General features: G+C 54.3%; 16 protein-coding genes. 8 read left to right on the plus strand and 8 right to left on the minus strand.

The window, feature by feature from the left end:
- Positions 1-141: 141 nt before the first annotated feature.
- Positions 142-1635, plus strand: coding sequence for a pitrilysin family protein (locus RHJ31_RS01750; RefSeq protein WP_302677140.1), 1494 nt, complete (start codon positions 142-144; stop codon positions 1633-1635).
- 118 nt (positions 1636-1753) lie between these two features.
- The gene (locus tag RHJ31_RS01755; RefSeq protein WP_302677141.1) at positions 1754-2116 is read left to right on the plus strand and encodes a hypothetical protein; all 363 of its coding nucleotides are present in this window, start codon (positions 1754-1756) and stop codon (positions 2114-2116) included.
- A gap of 154 nt (positions 2117-2270) precedes the next feature.
- On the opposite strand, the gene RHJ31_RS01760 is transcribed toward RHJ31_RS01755, so the two are convergent.
- From RHJ31_RS01760 to RHJ31_RS01780, 5 genes are all read right to left on the minus strand, one after another.
- Complete coding sequence (locus tag RHJ31_RS01760) at positions 2271-3077, minus strand: ABC transporter substrate-binding protein (protein ID WP_302677142.1); 807 nt, start codon at positions 3075-3077, stop codon at positions 2271-2273.
- Positions 3078-3310: 233 nt separating this feature from the next.
- Positions 3311-6196: a translation initiation factor IF-2 gene (gene infB / locus RHJ31_RS01765; protein WP_302677143.1), complete on the minus strand. Its 2886-nt coding sequence runs from the start codon at positions 6194-6196 to the stop codon at positions 3311-3313.
- A gap of 200 nt (positions 6197-6396) precedes the next feature.
- Complete coding sequence (gene rimM / locus RHJ31_RS01770) at positions 6397-6948, minus strand: ribosome maturation factor RimM (RefSeq protein ID WP_302677144.1); 552 nt, start codon at positions 6946-6948, stop codon at positions 6397-6399.
- On the minus strand, positions 6929-7543 hold the full coding sequence (locus RHJ31_RS01775) for a precorrin-8X methylmutase (RefSeq protein WP_302677778.1): 615 nt from the start codon (positions 7541-7543) through the stop codon (positions 6929-6931). The genes rimM and RHJ31_RS01775 overlap by 20 nt, the downstream gene beginning before the upstream one ends.
- The gene (locus RHJ31_RS01780) at positions 7543-7728 is read right to left on the minus strand and encodes a hypothetical protein (RefSeq protein ID WP_302677145.1); all 186 of its coding nucleotides are present in this window, start codon (positions 7726-7728) and stop codon (positions 7543-7545) included. The genes RHJ31_RS01775 and RHJ31_RS01780 overlap by 1 nt, the downstream gene beginning before the upstream one ends.
- Before the next feature lies 1 nt (position 7729).
- Here RHJ31_RS01780 and RHJ31_RS01785 point away from each other — a divergent pair, with 1 nt between their 5' ends.
- The 3 genes from RHJ31_RS01785 (at position 7730) to mtnA (ending at position 10357) form a co-directional block, all read left to right on the plus strand.
- Entirely contained in the window at positions 7730-8221 is a 492-nt protein-coding gene (locus RHJ31_RS01785; protein WP_302677146.1) for a CGLD27 family protein, read from the plus strand.
- 43 nt (positions 8222-8264) lie between these two features.
- Positions 8265-9212 carry an asparaginase gene (locus tag RHJ31_RS01790; RefSeq protein ID WP_302677147.1) on the plus strand — a complete coding sequence of 316 codons (948 nt, stop codon included), beginning with the start codon at positions 8265-8267 and terminating at the stop codon, positions 9210-9212.
- 77 nt (positions 9213-9289) lie between these two features.
- On the plus strand, positions 9290-10357 hold the full coding sequence (gene mtnA, locus RHJ31_RS01795; RefSeq protein ID WP_302677148.1) for an S-methyl-5-thioribose-1-phosphate isomerase: 1068 nt from the start codon (positions 9290-9292) through the stop codon (positions 10355-10357).
- Here the strand turns inward: mtnA and RHJ31_RS01800 are convergent.
- Positions 10354-10701 (minus strand): hypothetical protein, encoded by a 348-nt coding sequence (locus RHJ31_RS01800; protein WP_206200820.1) that lies wholly within the window; start codon positions 10699-10701, stop codon positions 10354-10356. The two genes, mtnA and RHJ31_RS01800, sit on opposite strands and share 4 nt — an antisense overlap.
- An 88-nt stretch (positions 10702-10789) precedes the next feature.
- Here RHJ31_RS01800 and RHJ31_RS01805 point away from each other — a divergent pair, with 88 nt between their 5' ends.
- The 3 genes from RHJ31_RS01805 to ilvD are packed head-to-tail and all read left to right on the plus strand — an operon-like array spanning position 10790 to position 13786.
- Entirely contained in the window at positions 10790-11095 is a 306-nt protein-coding gene (locus RHJ31_RS01805; protein ID WP_206200821.1) for a hypothetical protein, read from the plus strand.
- On the plus strand, positions 11085-12062 hold the full coding sequence (locus tag RHJ31_RS01810) for a stage II sporulation protein M (protein WP_302677149.1): 978 nt from the start codon (positions 11085-11087) through the stop codon (positions 12060-12062). Before RHJ31_RS01805 ends, RHJ31_RS01810 begins: the two co-directional genes overlap by 11 nt.
- A gap of 41 nt (positions 12063-12103) precedes the next feature.
- Positions 12104-13786, plus strand: coding sequence for a dihydroxy-acid dehydratase (ilvD, locus tag RHJ31_RS01815; RefSeq protein ID WP_302677151.1), 1683 nt, complete (start codon positions 12104-12106; stop codon positions 13784-13786).
- Here ilvD and RHJ31_RS01820 read toward each other — a convergent pair.
- The gene (locus RHJ31_RS01820; RefSeq protein WP_302677152.1) at positions 13749-14540 is read right to left on the minus strand and encodes a cobalt-precorrin-6A reductase; all 792 of its coding nucleotides are present in this window, start codon (positions 14538-14540) and stop codon (positions 13749-13751) included. The genes ilvD and RHJ31_RS01820 overlap by 38 nt on opposite strands.
- Complete coding sequence (locus RHJ31_RS01825) at positions 14541-14717, minus strand: hypothetical protein (RefSeq protein WP_206200825.1); 177 nt, start codon at positions 14715-14717, stop codon at positions 14541-14543. It abuts the gene before it with no gap.
- Positions 14718-14720: the final 3 nt, after the last annotated feature.

Consider the following 14720-nt stretch of genomic DNA (forward strand, 5'->3'; position numbering starts at 1 on the left):
TAAGCATTTCTTAACAGTGTAATGTGATTTTCATGGGTGGCAGTCTTTTTCAGATCGATGGAACACACTTAAAACTGTGAAAGCTGCTCTGGGAGAGGATGATATCCCCCTCACATATCCCATAATTTGGAAAACCGTTATATGTTGGCTTCATCCTATCGGATTATTTTTATTCTTTTTCTCTCGATGGCTGTCTGGCTCCAAAGACGCCGTCCAGTGGGGCGATCGCTTTGCCTTGGACTCGTAGCGGCTCTCCTGCTATGGTTGATCCCACCCCCTTTGGCAGCAGCCATGACCCCCAAGCACTACACTGAGCTGACATTTCCCCCCTTACCGGAAATTCAAGTGCCGGCCTATGAACGCCGTCAGTTGGCCAATGGGATGGTGGTCTATCTCCTAGAGGATCACGAGTGGCCCTTGGTGCGAGGCACCTTAATCTTTCGGGCAGGTAGTCGTTGGGATCCGCCGGCTCAGGTGGGTTTGGCAGAAGTCAGTGGCGACCTGATTCGCACGGGTGGCACCCAAGTTCATCGTGCCGCTGAAATTGACCAATGGCTTGAGGATCAAGCAGCAGCCATTGAATCGGGTGTCGGCAAAAGTTTAGGGCGGATTAATTTCAACAGCCTCAAGGAACACAGTGAAGCGGTTCTAAGCCAACTAGCGGAGATGCTCCAAGCGCCAGCAGTAGAACCAGAGCGATTTGAACTGGCGATTCGGCGCCGACAGGGGATCATTCAACGCCGCGATGATCAACCCAATGCCCAAGCAGAACGGGAATTTTACAAGCTGATCTACGGTGCGGAGAGTCCCTATGCCCGCACCCAAGAGTTAGAGACCCTTGCCAAGATCACACCGGCGGATGTGCAGCAGTTTTACCGCAGGTACCTCGCTCCCTCCCGCTGTATTTTGGGCTTGGTGGGCGACTTTGATGCCTCGCAAATGGGCGATCGCCTTGAAGCAATTTTTGGCTCATGGCAAGATCCACCGAATTTACCTCCTTTGCCCCCCTTACCTAGGGTAACAGTTGATACGTCGCCAACAACGGTGGTGATTAATCGCCCCCATCTCTCCCAAAGCTACATCTACACGGGGCAATTGGGGGGGACGCTCAAAGATCCGGACGTGTTTAACCTCTATGTTCTCAATGGGGTTCTCAATGGCTTTGGCGGGCGTCTCTTCAATGAACTGCGATCGCGCCAAGGCTTGGCCTATAGTGTTTATGCCGCTTGGAGTCCCGAATTTGACTATCCAGGGGTCTTCTATGGGGTGGGACAAACCCAAACCCAGACTACAGCCAAGTTTCTCAGCGCCCTACGGCAGGAAATCCAGCGACTGCAACAGGAACCCGTTAGTGCCGCAGAACTGAACTACGCCAAGGACAGTATTCTCAACTCCTTTGTCTTTAATTTTCGCGATCGCCTGCAAATTCTCAATCGTCTCCTGCGCTATGAATACTATGATTTGCCCAAGGATTTTATCTTCCGCTATCAGCAAGCGGTTAAAGCCGCAACGGCAGCGGATCTGCAACGGGTGGCACAAACCCGCCTAAAACCAGAACAGTGGCGTACCCTGATTGTGGGCGATCGCATCCCCTGCCCTACGACAAATTGCCAGCAACGACAATCTCAATCCTAAGAGCAAGATGAGCTTTCGCATTCAGAATATTGCGCGGCTGCGCCAAATCAAGCAATCATCGTTAGACTAGCGATACAGACCTTTTCCAAAATCAAGTAACAAGTTGTGAGGAAACCCTATGTCAGCTTTGCGTCTCGCTCTTTTAGTCAGCCCTACCTTTTTGGCATCCGTCCTGAGCTTGGTCCCATTGATTGCACCTGCCCATGCCCAACTCAGTACCCCCATTCCCGTGCCACCTCCAGAAAGCAGTGAGTGTGTCACTAATCCCCACCAGAAGTTTCAACTGGTCTGTACTCGCCTAGGCGCTCAGGAAACGAAACTGCAAGCTAGCCGTGATAATGGTTCGCTGCCCCCTCCTGTACTAGAGTTTACTGAGGAAGAAAGTAATACCGCGATCGCGCTATTTGGCTGTGATTGTCCCCTGTGTCTAAATGCCCTACGGCAAATGCGTGGCCAGCCTCCCCTCAATCAACTGGGTTAATACTGGATACAAGGGAGTAGGATCCAAGTATGAGCCGCTGGATTAACCTGCTTGCCCTGCTCCCTAATACCATCCTCACAATTTTATTTAGTCATCCCTTGCCCCACAAGCGAGAAGTGAGGTTGAAAACCGTAGGGTCAGCGTCGGGAGGATGTCACACAATCCCAATTTGGGTCTGTTGATCATTCCATATTTTCCATTTTTCGTAGATGCGGCGTAATGTGCCGTCCTTCTTGAGGATGTCGATGGCTTGATCAACTTCTGTTTTGAGGGTTTCTCCTTTGGGGTTGTTCTTATTAAAGGCAATCACATAGTTATCCAAAAAGATCGGGACACCAATTGGGCGCAGGCTATTGTTCACTGTGCCCCCCGGACCGGCACCAAGAACGTAGTAGGCCACTATCGGGAAGTCGACGAGCAGAGCATCAACATGCCCGATGGCTAGAGCATTCATAAACCCCGTTGCATCATCATAGAGACGGGTTTTGATGCGGGGGTCTTTCTCTAGAATTTCCTGCGCCTTGTAGCTCATACCAGTGCCAACGGTCATGCCAGCCAGATTGGCTAGGGTAACTTCACTGGTGGCAGTGTATTTTTCGAAGCGGGGGTCATCTGCTCGCACTACAATCTGTTGGCCGTAGCGGTAGTAGGGCTGGGAAAACCATTGGATGCGCTTGCGATCAGTGGTGATTTCCCAACCGTTAAGAATCATGTCAAAGCGATTGGCGGCAAGGGCAGCGAACAGTTGATCATAGGACACCTTAAAAAAAAATGCCCTGACTCCCATCAGGCGTGCGATTGCTTCAGCAATTTCCACCTCAAAGCCAATCAACCTGCGGCGATCCGCTGGATCGTAAAAAACGTAGGGGGCACCCTCAATCGGATCCGCCCCCCAAGTCAATGTACCGGGACTGAGCAGGCCATTGCTTGAGATGATCCCTGTCGCCGTAGATCCAGACAAGGAATCCCCCTTCCCGCCACAGGCCGTCAGCAGGCTCTTGCTGGCTGTGGCAATTATAGATATCGCGATTCCTTGAGAGACATGGCGCAAAAAGGTACGACGCTGCCATCCCATACCGACTTTCATCTCTGCAGTTGATCGAGCTTGAGGCTACCCATTGCTCAACCCCAACTCAGTTTAGCACATCGGCAGGCAGCACCCCCCGCCAGAGAATCCATGGAGGCTAAGGGGTGCTACTTTTTATCGCTACTGCCGCCAAGACTACGACGTTTTGTTACTGTTTGGAAGGCGTAAATAATATCTCCTTCCTGCCATTGTTGAAAATCATCCAAGCGCACACCACATTCGTAGCCCGCCGCAACTTCGCGGACATCGTCCTTCATGCGTTTTAGCGAACTCAAGATGCCTGTGTGAATGACGCTTTGCTGGCGCAGCACCCGTACTTTGCAGTTGCGCACGAGCTTGCCATTGAGGACATAACAACCGGCCACAGCTCCTTTGCTGAGGGGGAAGATAGCCCGCACTTCGGCTTGACCCAGTTCTTCCTCGACCAGTTCGGGTTCCAGCATCCCCTCCATTGCCCCTTGAATATCATCGAGGAGCTTATAGATGATGTTGTATTCGCGGACATCAACGTTGTGCTGCTCAGCCGCTTGGCGTGCCCCTGAGGCAAGGGTGGTATTAAAGCCAATGATGACGGCACTACTGGCGGCGGCAAGGTCAACATCGGTTTCAGTAATTTCGCCGGGGGCAGCCAACAAGACTCGCAACTGTACTTGATCTTGGGGCAGTTGGTTGAGGGCCGCCAAAATCGCCTCGACGGAACCTTGAACGTCGGCTTTGAGAATGAGATTGAGTTCCTTGAGTTCCCCTTCGCGGGCTTGACTGGACAACGAGGTAAGGGAGACCCGCCGGGCGGCTGCGGCCTGGGCAAGGCGGGATTGGCGTTGAGCGGCGGCTCGCTCCTCCGCAAGGGCACGGGCGGCTTTTTCATCGCTGAGGACTTCAAATTCATCCCCGGCAGCAGGGACATCCGCCAGACCCAAGACTTCGACAGCAAAGGAGGGGGTTGCTGCCTCGACACGCTGCCCGCGATCGTCAATCATGGCGCGAACCCGACCAAAACAGGCACCTGCCACCAGAATATCGCCGACCCGCAGGGTGCCGTTTTGTACCAGCAATGTGGCCACAGGTCCTCGTGCCCGATCCAAGTGGGCTTCAATGACAGTGCCTTTGGCGGGGCGATCGGGATTGGCGTAGAGATCCTCCACCTCAGCCACCAGCAGGATCATTTCTAGGAGCGTATCGAGATTTTGCTGTTGCAGGGCACTGACAGGTACCATAATCGTGTCGCCGCCCCACTCTTCGGGCACCAAGCCGTATTCAGTGAGTTCCTGCTTGACCCGCTCCGGTTGGGCAGACTCTTTGTCAATTTTGTTAATGGCGACAATGATCGGCACTTTAGCTGCTTTGGCGTGGCTAATGGCTTCAATGGTTTGAGGTTGCACCCCATCATCGGCAGCAACCACGAGAACAGCAATATCGGTGACCCGTGCCCCCCGTGCCCGCATGGCGGTAAAGGCTTCGTGACCGGGGGTATCGAGAAAGACTACCTGATGTTTTTCGCCGTTGTGTTCGACATCCACGTGGTAGGCGCCAATGTGTTGGGTGATGCCGCCTGCTTCCCCTTGAGCCACTTTGGCATTGCGAATGGCATCGAGAAGGCTGGTTTTGCCATGATCCACGTGACCCATAATCGTGACCACGGGTGGACGCCGTTGCAGGTGATCGAGGTCGCTTGACTCCAGCATTTCGGTGACTTTTGTGGCCTCGGCTTTCTGCTGTGCCGTTTCCACCGTAATCCCCAATTCCTTGGCCACGAGTTCAATTGTTTCCACCTCAAGGGTTTGGTTGATGGTGGCGGCAATTCCCTTAAAGAAGAGAATTTTAATGATTTCCGCTTCGGGGCGACGCACTAAACTGGCCAACTCCTGCACTGACATCGGGCCTTCAATCGTAATGTGATCGGGCGGTGGTGCTTCGGCTGGCTCTTCGTGACGGCGATCGCGATGGCGGGGTTGTTTTTTCTCGCTGCTTTTTTCGGTTTTCGCCGCTGGTGTAACGGGACGGGCGGGACGAGGCGCCTTGGGCTTGGGTGGCCGTTGCAGCGATTGGCTGACATCAACGGTTACTTGGTGTACCCCGACCAAACGGCTGGTGAGTTCTAGTTCTTCCTCTTCGTCAATGACTTCTTCACGCAACTTGACGACGCGGGAGGATTTCCGTTTGTTCTCCTCATCATCAAAGTCTTTGTGACGGTGGCGGTCTTTGATGACTTTGCTAACGGACTTGTCATCGAGTACCTCAACGGTTTCGGTGACGGGCTTGGGTGGATTGGGTGCCCGCAGGACTGGCGCAACGGGTTTGGGTGGCGGTTGTAGCTCTGGTAAAGCTGGCTTGGGCGCCATTTCCGGGGGGTTGACGGGTGCCGGGGGAACTGCCCGCTGGACAATTTCAATGCGATCTTGACTGCTGGGTTTCGCAGGAGCGATCGCCACCTTTTCTTTTTTGGGGGGTTCCTTTAGCTCTTTGCGGGGCGGGGGAGCCGCAGCGACTTTTTCCACTTTCTTGGTGGGGCGGGCGGGCGGGGGGACTAAAGTAGGCGCTGGACGCGGTGGTGTCGGTTCGGGTTTTGCGGGAGGTGTAGGGGGTTTGGGCGCCACAGGTTCCACTGCCTTGGTGGCAACTGGTGCAGGGGGTGTGGGTCGCGCAGGGGGCTGCGGTGCTTGGGGACGAGCGGGAGGTTGTTGTAATTGAGGCTTGGGCGCTTCCGGCGTCCCAGAGCGGGGTTGAGTGTGGACAGCAACAATTTGCTGCGTTTTTGGAGGGGCTGGGGCTTTCTTCACAGGAGGAGGTGTTTTTGAAACTTTACGGGGTGAGGCACTATGGGGTTGATAGGTTTTGGCAGCTTCGCGAATGCGATCGGCATCGGCATCGGAAATTGTGCTGCTGTGACTTTTATAGGCAATTCCCAACTGTTCACAGATGGCCAATAAATCTCGATTATCCAGGTTGAGTTCTTTTGATAGGTCATAAATGCGAACTTTACCAATGCTCATGCTGTCTCTCAAAGGCTCTGAAATCTCTACGAAGGGGCAAACGGTAGGGCGATCGCGATCGCTCAGGTAAAGGCTACCGTCAAGGTGGAATTAATGGGTTTTAAGGGATGGGTTGGGGCAACTCACTCAACAACAATCTCAAGAGTCGGGGCTAAAAAAATAGAAGTATCCCTATTATTAACGATTTTGGTAGGGATTGATCAGGGCAACAGCCCCAAGGGGGGATCAATTTCAATTCTGCGGGCTGCTAGATCAACCACCGGCACGATGGCTGGCACAAAGGGAATATACACTGATCGGCGGGCTTCTTGCGCTGGGTCGAGTAACTGCACTTCTAGTAAGTCATTGCCGGCATTGACCAAGCCCACCACTTCGCCAACTCGCTCACCGTGGTGATACACGGCGAGTCCAATCAAGTCCATGAGGTGGTATTCATTTGCGGCAAGGGGTGGGCGATCGCTGGCGGGGACTAAAATTTCTGCCCCCTTGAGTGCCTCCGCTGCGGTGCGATCGCTGACTTCGGCAAAGGTAACCACAAACTGTTCGGCACGGGGTAAAAGTCGCCCGCGCACGAGGGTCACCGCATAGGGTTGGGGCTGCCGGGGCGATCGCAACCAACGAGAACCCGCCACGGTAAAGCGTTCGGGAAAATCGCTAAAGGGCTTGACCTTGACCTCCCCCCGCAGGCCGTGGGCACCGACAATTTGGCCGATACAGAGCCATTCACTTGTCTCAGGGAAGGGGGTCACCATAGGCCGTCCAAGCCAACTTGAGTAAACCGTTCATAATTGCTGTGGCAACGCTCACGCCCCCCTTGCAACCCTTAATGGAGATGTGGGGCACCCAAGACTTTTGCAGGCGATCCAAAATGGGGGGGAGAAAATTGGGGGCAGCGTCAATAATTAAGGCAGGGCGAATTTCCTGAGCCTCCACTAAAGTCAGGAGGGGTTCTAGGGCTGAATGATCACTACTGAGGACAAAAATAGCCGTGGGATGGCGTCGTGCCAAGGTTTCTATGCCAAAAGCAATGCGGGACTTTTCCTGCTGCGGACGGGTGAAGGTTTCTGCCCCACAGTAAATGGGATTGCCAAAGGTGTTTTGGGTGTAGGAGAGCACCCCCACCTGCACCATCGTCACATCCACCACAATCGGGGTATGAGCGGCAAGGGCAGCCACACCGGATTGCAGGGCCTGCTCTGAGTAAATAATCAAATTCAGATACTCTAAATCCCCCGTCGCATAAATCACACGGCGCGTAATATCGTATTGTGCTGGACTCAGGTTGTGCCCGGCCAGCAACTGGTCAATAACCCGTAGTTGTGCAACGTCAGACTGGTGCCATTCCATCAAAGGTGCCGCAAGGGAGCTAGGGAATAATCAATATACCAACAAAATTTCTGCCCCACTAGGCGAGGTGGAGCCGTGACATCCTCTAGTGTACGAGGCGATCGCCCGATTTCATGCATGGTGTGGCGATCCACGATTTCAGCGAGACTGGTATGCTGAAAACAGCGTCCTTGAACTTGTGCCACTGTGTCTCAGATTTTCTGTCCTGTCCCGGCAGATCAACGACCGATCAACGAATATCGTGACCTCAAAGCCTCTTGGTTTTTTGAATGGTCGAGTTGGCCGCGGCCGCGTTTTCAAAAGCGTTTGCTACTGCTGTGGGGGATGGCTTGGCTCATTAGTGGTCCGGTGGCGATCGCCAGCTTTTCTCTGAAAGAGGCACCCATTCACACCTTCTTGGCCGGTGCCCTAGGCGCCAATTTCCTGCTGTTGCTCATTCTCCTGCGCCTTGTGTTGGGTTGGGCCTACGTAGGCGATCGCCTGTACCGTCCCACCGTCATTTATGAGGAAACGGGCTGGTACGACGGTCAGGAGTGGCAAAAACCCGAAACTGAATTGGCTCAAGATCGCCTGATCTATACCTACGAGTTGCGCCCGATTTTACAACGGTTACAGGTAACCCTTTTGGCGCTCGTGATCTTTTCTTTGGGACTGACCCTTGCTTGGGCACTCCTGTAGCTGCTGCTGATATTGTTGCTCATTAACCTGCATGACCGAACCTATGTCCAAACGCACCCAAGCCCCTGTCCTCGATGTTTGCTTACTGCGGGAAGGGATTGTTGAGTCGCGCCACCATGCCCATGCCGTTGTCTGTGATGCCCGTGGCCGAATTCTTGCCCTTGCAGGTAATGCGGAAACCGCTGCTTTTATCCGCTCTGCCCTCAAGCCCTTTCAAGCCTTGGCAGTGACAACAACGGGAACGATGGAGCGGTTTGATTTGAGCGATCGCGACCTCGCGATTATCTGTAGTTCCCACCAAGGGCGTATTGAGCAAGTCCGCCAAGTCTTTAACATCCTCTGGCGTGCCGATGTGGATCCCACTGCCTTGCAATGTCCCGTTCCCCCCGGCCGCCAAGGGGCACTGCAGCACAACTGTTCGGGTAAACATGCGGGGATGTTGGCGGTTTGTCAACAGCGCAATTGGCCATTGGCAAGTTATCTGCACAAAAATCACCCCGTCCAGGCTCTGATCCTCTCCAAGGTGGCAGAACTACTGAAGATGCCCGCCGCAGAATTTATCTGTGCCCACGACGACTGTGGGGCGCCCACGTACTTGATGCAACTGGTGCAGATGGCCACCCTTTACGGCCAACTGGCCTCGGGCAATGACTGGGCAATGGAGCGCGTCGTTCGTGCCATGACCCACCACCCTGATTTTGTTGCCGGTCCCGGTGCCTTTGATAGCGAGCTGATGCGCCTCACGGAGGGGGAAATCCTCAGTAAGTCCGGAGCTGAGGGGATTCAGTGTGTGGGTCGTGTGGGCGAAGGGATGGGATTGGCGATTAAGGTGAGTGATGGTGCGAAGCGTGCTAAGTATGCCGTTGCCATTCAATTGTTGAAGCAACTGGGCTGGATTACTCCCAGTGTGGCGGAAGCCTTGGGGGAGCAGTTTCTGATTCCCAACCAATTTACCCGTCTCGAGGTGAATGGTGAACTGACCTTTGCCTAGGGGGCTAAATTCTAGCCTGAATAGGTTCTCCCTTGGGTTATGATTTGTATTCAATTTTAGTGAGCACGGAGGCTGTTGTGGCTGTCACAGCAAATGTCGGAACCATCTTTCCTGTGGTGTGGGCGGGCGATCGCGTGCAGTTAATTGACCAAACCCGCTTGCCAGAACAGTATGAACTCAAGGACATCACCACCGCAGCGGAGATGGCCACCGCCATTCGGACAATGATTGTACGGGGTGCGCCAGCGATTGGGGTTGCCGCTGCCTTTGGCATGGTCTTGGGGGCACGGGAATACACAGGGAGCGATCGCGAGGGCTTCTTGGCTCACCTAGAGAATGTCGCTTCCGAATTGCGGCAAACCCGCCCAACGGCAGTGAATTTATTTTGGGCCATCGATCGCATGCTTGGGGCAGCCCAGCAAGCCACAGCCAGCCTTGAGGAACTGCAGCAGCACCTTCTTGAAACCGCCCAAACCATTGCCCGTGAAGATGTGCAAACCTGTCAAGCCATTGGTGAAAACGGCCTTAGTGTCCTGCCGAAAACGCCCGAGAAATTGCGCCTGCTTACCCACTGCAATGCCGGTGCCCTAGCGACAGCAGGCTATGGAACAGCGTTAGGGGTGGTTCGTGCGGCTTGGGCGGCGGGTCGCTTGGAGCGAGTCTATGCCGATGAAACTCGTCCTCGCCTTCAGGGAGCGAAATTAACCGCTTGGGAATGTGTGCAAGAGGGCATTCCTGTCACCCTGCTGGCGGATACGATGGCGGCGCACTGTATGCAGCAGGGGATGATTGATGCCGTGGTGGTGGGCGCCGATCGCATTGCCTTGAATGGGGACACCGCCAACAAAATTGGTACCTATAGTGTTGCCCTCGCCGCCAAAGCCCACAACATTCCCTTCTTTGTCGCCGCCCCCCTTTCTACAATTGATACTAAAATTGCCACTGGGGCGGAAATTCCCATTGAGGAGCGCCACCCCCAAGAAATTTATCAGGTGGGGTTTAGCCGCATTACACCCGCTGGGGTAGATTTTTACAATCCGGCTTTTGATGTCACCCCTGCCCATTTAATTAGTGGCATTATTACAGAGCTAGGGTTTTTTGCTCCTGCTGACCTTGCACAGGGTATTGGTGCAGCAGCAGGTTAACGGCGGCAGACTGCACGGGCAATATCACCCGCTATCGTACCGGGAGGATAGCTTTTGGTTCCCGTCCAATCCCAACCGTAATAATCACTCTTAACATCGTAGGGATTACAGGACGCCGTTGCCCGATGCCAGTAATCGTCGCCAAGGGTCGAGAGGCTAAAATCCACTTGGATAATGCCATTCCTATTTCTATAAAAGCGACGGGAATCCATATCCACAGTGTAAACACGGCCTCTACTGTCGCGAGCCACTTCCACTTCCATTTCTGCGAAACTAGGCGGGGCGATCGCCAGGCTGAGGCTCAACGTTGCTGCCCCCACAAGGGCAACAGGTGTCCGAAACATGGTCACAAAACCTCTTTTTTTGCTAACACGATCGTAGCAACTGTGGTAGAAAATCGTTATTCCCAATTCAAAAAGCTTTATAGAAAAGATGATTTCCTCGCCATCCTCTTTAAGTACAACCGACCTCAACGCCCTTGCTGAACGGATCCGTATCGCGGCTGAGCGAGCCAATGGAAATGTCCATGACCTGTTGGCATTGCTGCGGCTTTTAGAGCAATTGCATCGCGAAATTTGTGACAATCAGTTTCAAGCGGCCTTGCCCACCAACCGCCAAGCGCTCTATCAACTACTGCGGGATATTGAAACCAATGGCGGCTGGCCCTACATTCCCCGCAAACGCCTAGAGTCTTTTTTGGGGGCAATTCAAGAGGAATCGGATAGTCATGAATGTTGAACGCTGGCTGATCCGCCAAGAGCCGCAGTGGCTAGAGCTAGAACACCTCCTCAACCGTGCTGAGACAGAGGGGATTCAAGCGCTATCGGCAACGGAGATTTGCCGCCTCAGTCAGTTGTACCGCTTGGTTAGTGCGGATTTAGCGCGGGCAAAAACTCGCCGCTTGGGCAGTAGCATCGTCAACTATTTGCAGGGTCTCACCTTGCGGAGCTACAGCCAAGTCTATCAGGGTCAGCGCTCCCAAGATTGGCACAAAGTTTGGTGGTTTTTCCAGCGGGGCTTCCCAGCGGTTGTCCAGCAAACATGGGTCTATACGGCCTTTGCCTTGGGGGTATTTCTGGTGGCGGCGGCGATCGCTTGGTGGTATGCGTGGAGCGATCGCCAATTTTTGGAACTAGTGGTACCCGCAGACATCCTTTCCCTTGTGGAAGAGGAGGGCAAGCTCTGGATGGGATCGATCGTCGGGGTTGAACCCCTAGCCTCCAGTGCCATTATGACCAATAACCTGAGTGTGGCTTTTGCAATGCTAGCGGGAGGTATCCTAGGGGGGCTAGGGACGCTTTATATCCTCTGGAACAACGGTCTGCACATGGGAGCGATCGCTGCCTTGGTGGCTCAAAACAATCTAGGGTATCCCTTTTGGGCTTTTGTCAGTCCCCACGGTGCTTTGGAGCTGCCTGCAATTTTTCTGGCCGGTGCTGCGGGTCTGTTGTTGGGGCAAGCGATTCTCTTGCCGGGGCGTTACCGTCGCCTGAGCGCACTCAAAGGCAATGGCGCCTTGGCAGCACAACTGATGTTTGGCATTGTTCCCCTCTTGGTGATTGCCGGTATTATCGAGGGCTTTTGGTCGCCCAATCCGCTAATTCCCAACAGCGTTAAATATCTGTCTGGCTTAGGGTTATTTGCGGCTTTAGTGCTCTATTTGGCTTGGCCGCTAGAGCGATCGCCCACGGGTGAGGGAAAATAGAAGGATGCTTTATTGACGTTTAGGCCGATCGCGAGAACACTATGGCAGAAAACTGGCGCAGTCGCATCATTACAGAAGGCGTTCAACGCACCCCCAACCGAGCCATGCTGCGAGCCGTGGGCTTTGGCGATGAGGATTTCAACAAGCCGATTGTTGGGGTGGCCAGTGCCCACAGTACGATTACCCCCTGCAATATGGGGATTGCTGCCCTTGCCAGTCGTGCCGAAGCAGGCATTCGGGCAGCGGGGGGAATGCCGCAGTTGTTTGGCACAATTACGGTCAGCGATGGTATTTCCATGGGCACGGAGGGGATGAAATACTCCTTGGTCTCGCGGGATGTGATTGCTGATTCGATTGAGACCGCCTGTAATGCCCAAAGTATGGATGGGGTGCTGGCGATCGGTGGCTGCGACAAAAATATGCCCGGCGCGATGATTGCCATGGCACGGATGAACATTCCCGCCATTTTTGTCTATGGGGGCACGATTAAGCCCGGTCATTGGCAGGGTCAAGACCTGACGGTGGTTAGCGCCTTTGAAGCGGTGGGTCAGTTTAGTGCCGGCAAAATGGATGAGGCGACGCTCCATGCGATTGAACACCATGCCTGTCCGGGGGCGGGTTCCTGCGGCGGTATGTTCACGGCCAACACAATGTCCTCAGCCTTTGAAGCCATGGGCATGAGCCTAATGTACTCGTCAACAATGACAGCGGAGGATGCTGAAAAAGCCGACAATACAGAGTTGGCGGGCAAGGTGCTGGTGGAGGCGATTCGTAAGAATATTCGACCCCGTGATATTATCACCCGCAAATCCATTGAAAATGCCCTCAGTGTGATTATGGCGATCGGTGGCTCGACAAATGCCGTGCTGCACTTTCTGGCGATCGCCCACAGTGCCGAGGTTCCCCTCACCATTGATGACTTTGAAACCATTCGCCAGCGGGTGCCCGTCCTCTGCGATCTCAAGCCCTCGGGTAAATACGTGACTGCGGATCTACATCGGGCAGGGGGCATTCCCCAAGTAATGAAAATGCTCCTCAATGCTGGCCTACTCCACGGGGATTGCCTCACGATTACGGGGGAAACCATTGCCGAGCGGCTGCGGGATGTGCCCGATACCCCCGACCCCAACCAAGAGGTGATTCGTCCGTTTGACAAGCCTCTCTACGCCACCGGCCACCTGACCATTCTCAAAGGGAATTTAGCCACTGAGGGCGCTGTCGCCAAAATCTCTGGGGTAAAAAATCCGCAGATTACCGGTCCGGCGCGGGTCTTTGACTCTGAGGAGGCCTGTTTAGAGGCCATTTTGGCCGGCAAGATCAACCGCGGCGATGTTATTGTCATTCGCTATGAAGGCCCCGTTGGCGGTCCCGGAATGCGGGAAATGCTGGCTCCCACCTCTGCCATTATTGGTGCCGGTTTAGGGGATAGTGTTGGCCTCATTACCGATGGTCGCTTCTCTGGTGGAACCTATGGCATGGTCGTGGGTCACGTGGCTCCGGAGGCGGCAGTGGGTGGCACGATCGCCTTTGTGGAAGAAGGAGACTCGATCACCATTGATGCCCATCGGCGGCTGCTGCAACTGAATGTCAGTGAGGAAGAACTGGCAGCGCGGCGGGCTAAATGGCAGCCCCCGGCACCTCGCTATACCCGTGGGGTATTGGCCAAGTATGCCAAACTCGTGTCTTCTAGTAGTCTGGGGGCAGTGACTGATCGCTTTGTTTAGAGGTGGCTAATTCCTGCAAAAAGGCCTCGATACCGGCGCGATCGCTCGTTTGGCGCGGATAAACCATAGGCGGGCGTTGCAGGGTAATCAGCTTCACCCCCAGCTCACGGGCAAGGGTCTGCTTGATCTGCTCACTCTCGGTACCCGAGGCCTTGGTCACCACCGTTGTAATCTGCCACTGTTGCCAGAGGGCACGCTCTAGCTCGATGGACACGGGGGGGAAAATGGCAATTAACCGTTGGCGATCGAACCCCGCCGCCAAGGCAGTCTCCAGTGCGCTTGTTGTGGGCAAAATCCGTGCAAAGAGGGTAGCCTGACGCTGGAGGGGCGCAAAAGTTGCCAAATGTTTGACTCCTAGGGTCAGCAACACCCGCTCACCCATGAGGAGATCCCCTTGCAGCAGTGTTGGCAAATCAGTATAGATGCCAAGAGCTGGCGGAAATGCTGGGCGTTCAAAGCGCAGGTAGGGCAAGCCAAATTCTTGGCTGATGGCAATGGCAAGGGCAGAGATTGCCACCGCAAAGGGATGGGACGCATCCACCACGGCTTGAATCGAATGTTGCTCGATAAACTCACGGGCACGCTCAGGGGTCAAGCGCTCGATATGGCAACTCAACAACGGATGCGCGTCATAAAGATGGCAGGCCGCCGCTGTGGTCACGCTCACCCAGCAGGGAAACCCTTGGCAGACAATTAATTGGGCAATCCAGCGACTCTCTTGGGTGCCGCCAATCAGCCAAATCGCTCCAGTCACCTAGCCCAGCAACGCTCGGCGAAAGTTTTCTCGATAGGACTTATTCATCAGTAGCGGTAGCCACAGCACGCTGAGAACAAAGCGCGATTGTGTGTAGTAGGTGCGGTGAAACCCTTGCCAAAAGCGCAGCGCAATCAAGAAGTAGAGAACAATTGCACCCAGACCGAGGAGTTCCATAAA

Source organism: Thermosynechococcus sp. JY1331, assembly GCF_031583475.1.
Lineage (GTDB): Bacteria > Cyanobacteriota > Cyanobacteriia > Thermosynechococcales > Thermosynechococcaceae > Thermosynechococcus.

Bases quoted from the DNA above. Each gene is read 5' to 3' on its own strand.
- RHJ31_RS01750 (WP_302677140.1), top strand. From the start codon at position 142: ATGTTGGCTTCATCCTATCGGATTATTTTTATTCTTTTTCTCTCGATG.
- RHJ31_RS01755 (WP_302677141.1), top strand. From the start codon at position 1,754: ATGTCAGCTTTGCGTCTCGCTCTTTTAGTCAGCCCTACCTTTTTGGCA.
- infB (WP_302677143.1), bottom strand. From the start codon at position 6,196: ATGAGCATTGGTAAAGTTCGCATTTATGACCTATCAAAAGAACTCAAC.
- rimM (WP_302677144.1), bottom strand. From the start codon at position 6,948: ATGGTGACCCCCTTCCCTGAGACAAGTGAATGGCTCTGTATCGGCCAA.
- RHJ31_RS01775 (WP_302677778.1), bottom strand. From the start codon at position 7,543: ATGGAATGGCACCAGTCTGACGTTGCACAACTACGGGTTATTGACCAG.
- RHJ31_RS01790 (WP_302677147.1), top strand. From the start codon at position 8,265: ATGTCCAAACGCACCCAAGCCCCTGTCCTCGATGTTTGCTTACTGCGG.
- RHJ31_RS01800 (WP_206200820.1), bottom strand. From the start codon at position 10,701: ATGTTTCGGACACCTGTTGCCCTTGTGGGGGCAGCAACGTTGAGCCTC.
- RHJ31_RS01805 (WP_206200821.1), top strand. From the start codon at position 10,790: ATGATTTCCTCGCCATCCTCTTTAAGTACAACCGACCTCAACGCCCTT.
- RHJ31_RS01810 (WP_302677149.1), top strand. From the start codon at position 11,085: ATGAATGTTGAACGCTGGCTGATCCGCCAAGAGCCGCAGTGGCTAGAG.
- ilvD (WP_302677151.1), top strand. From the start codon at position 12,104: ATGGCAGAAAACTGGCGCAGTCGCATCATTACAGAAGGCGTTCAACGC.
- RHJ31_RS01825 (WP_206200825.1), bottom strand. From the start codon at position 14,717: ATGGAACTCCTCGGTCTGGGTGCAATTGTTCTCTACTTCTTGATTGCG.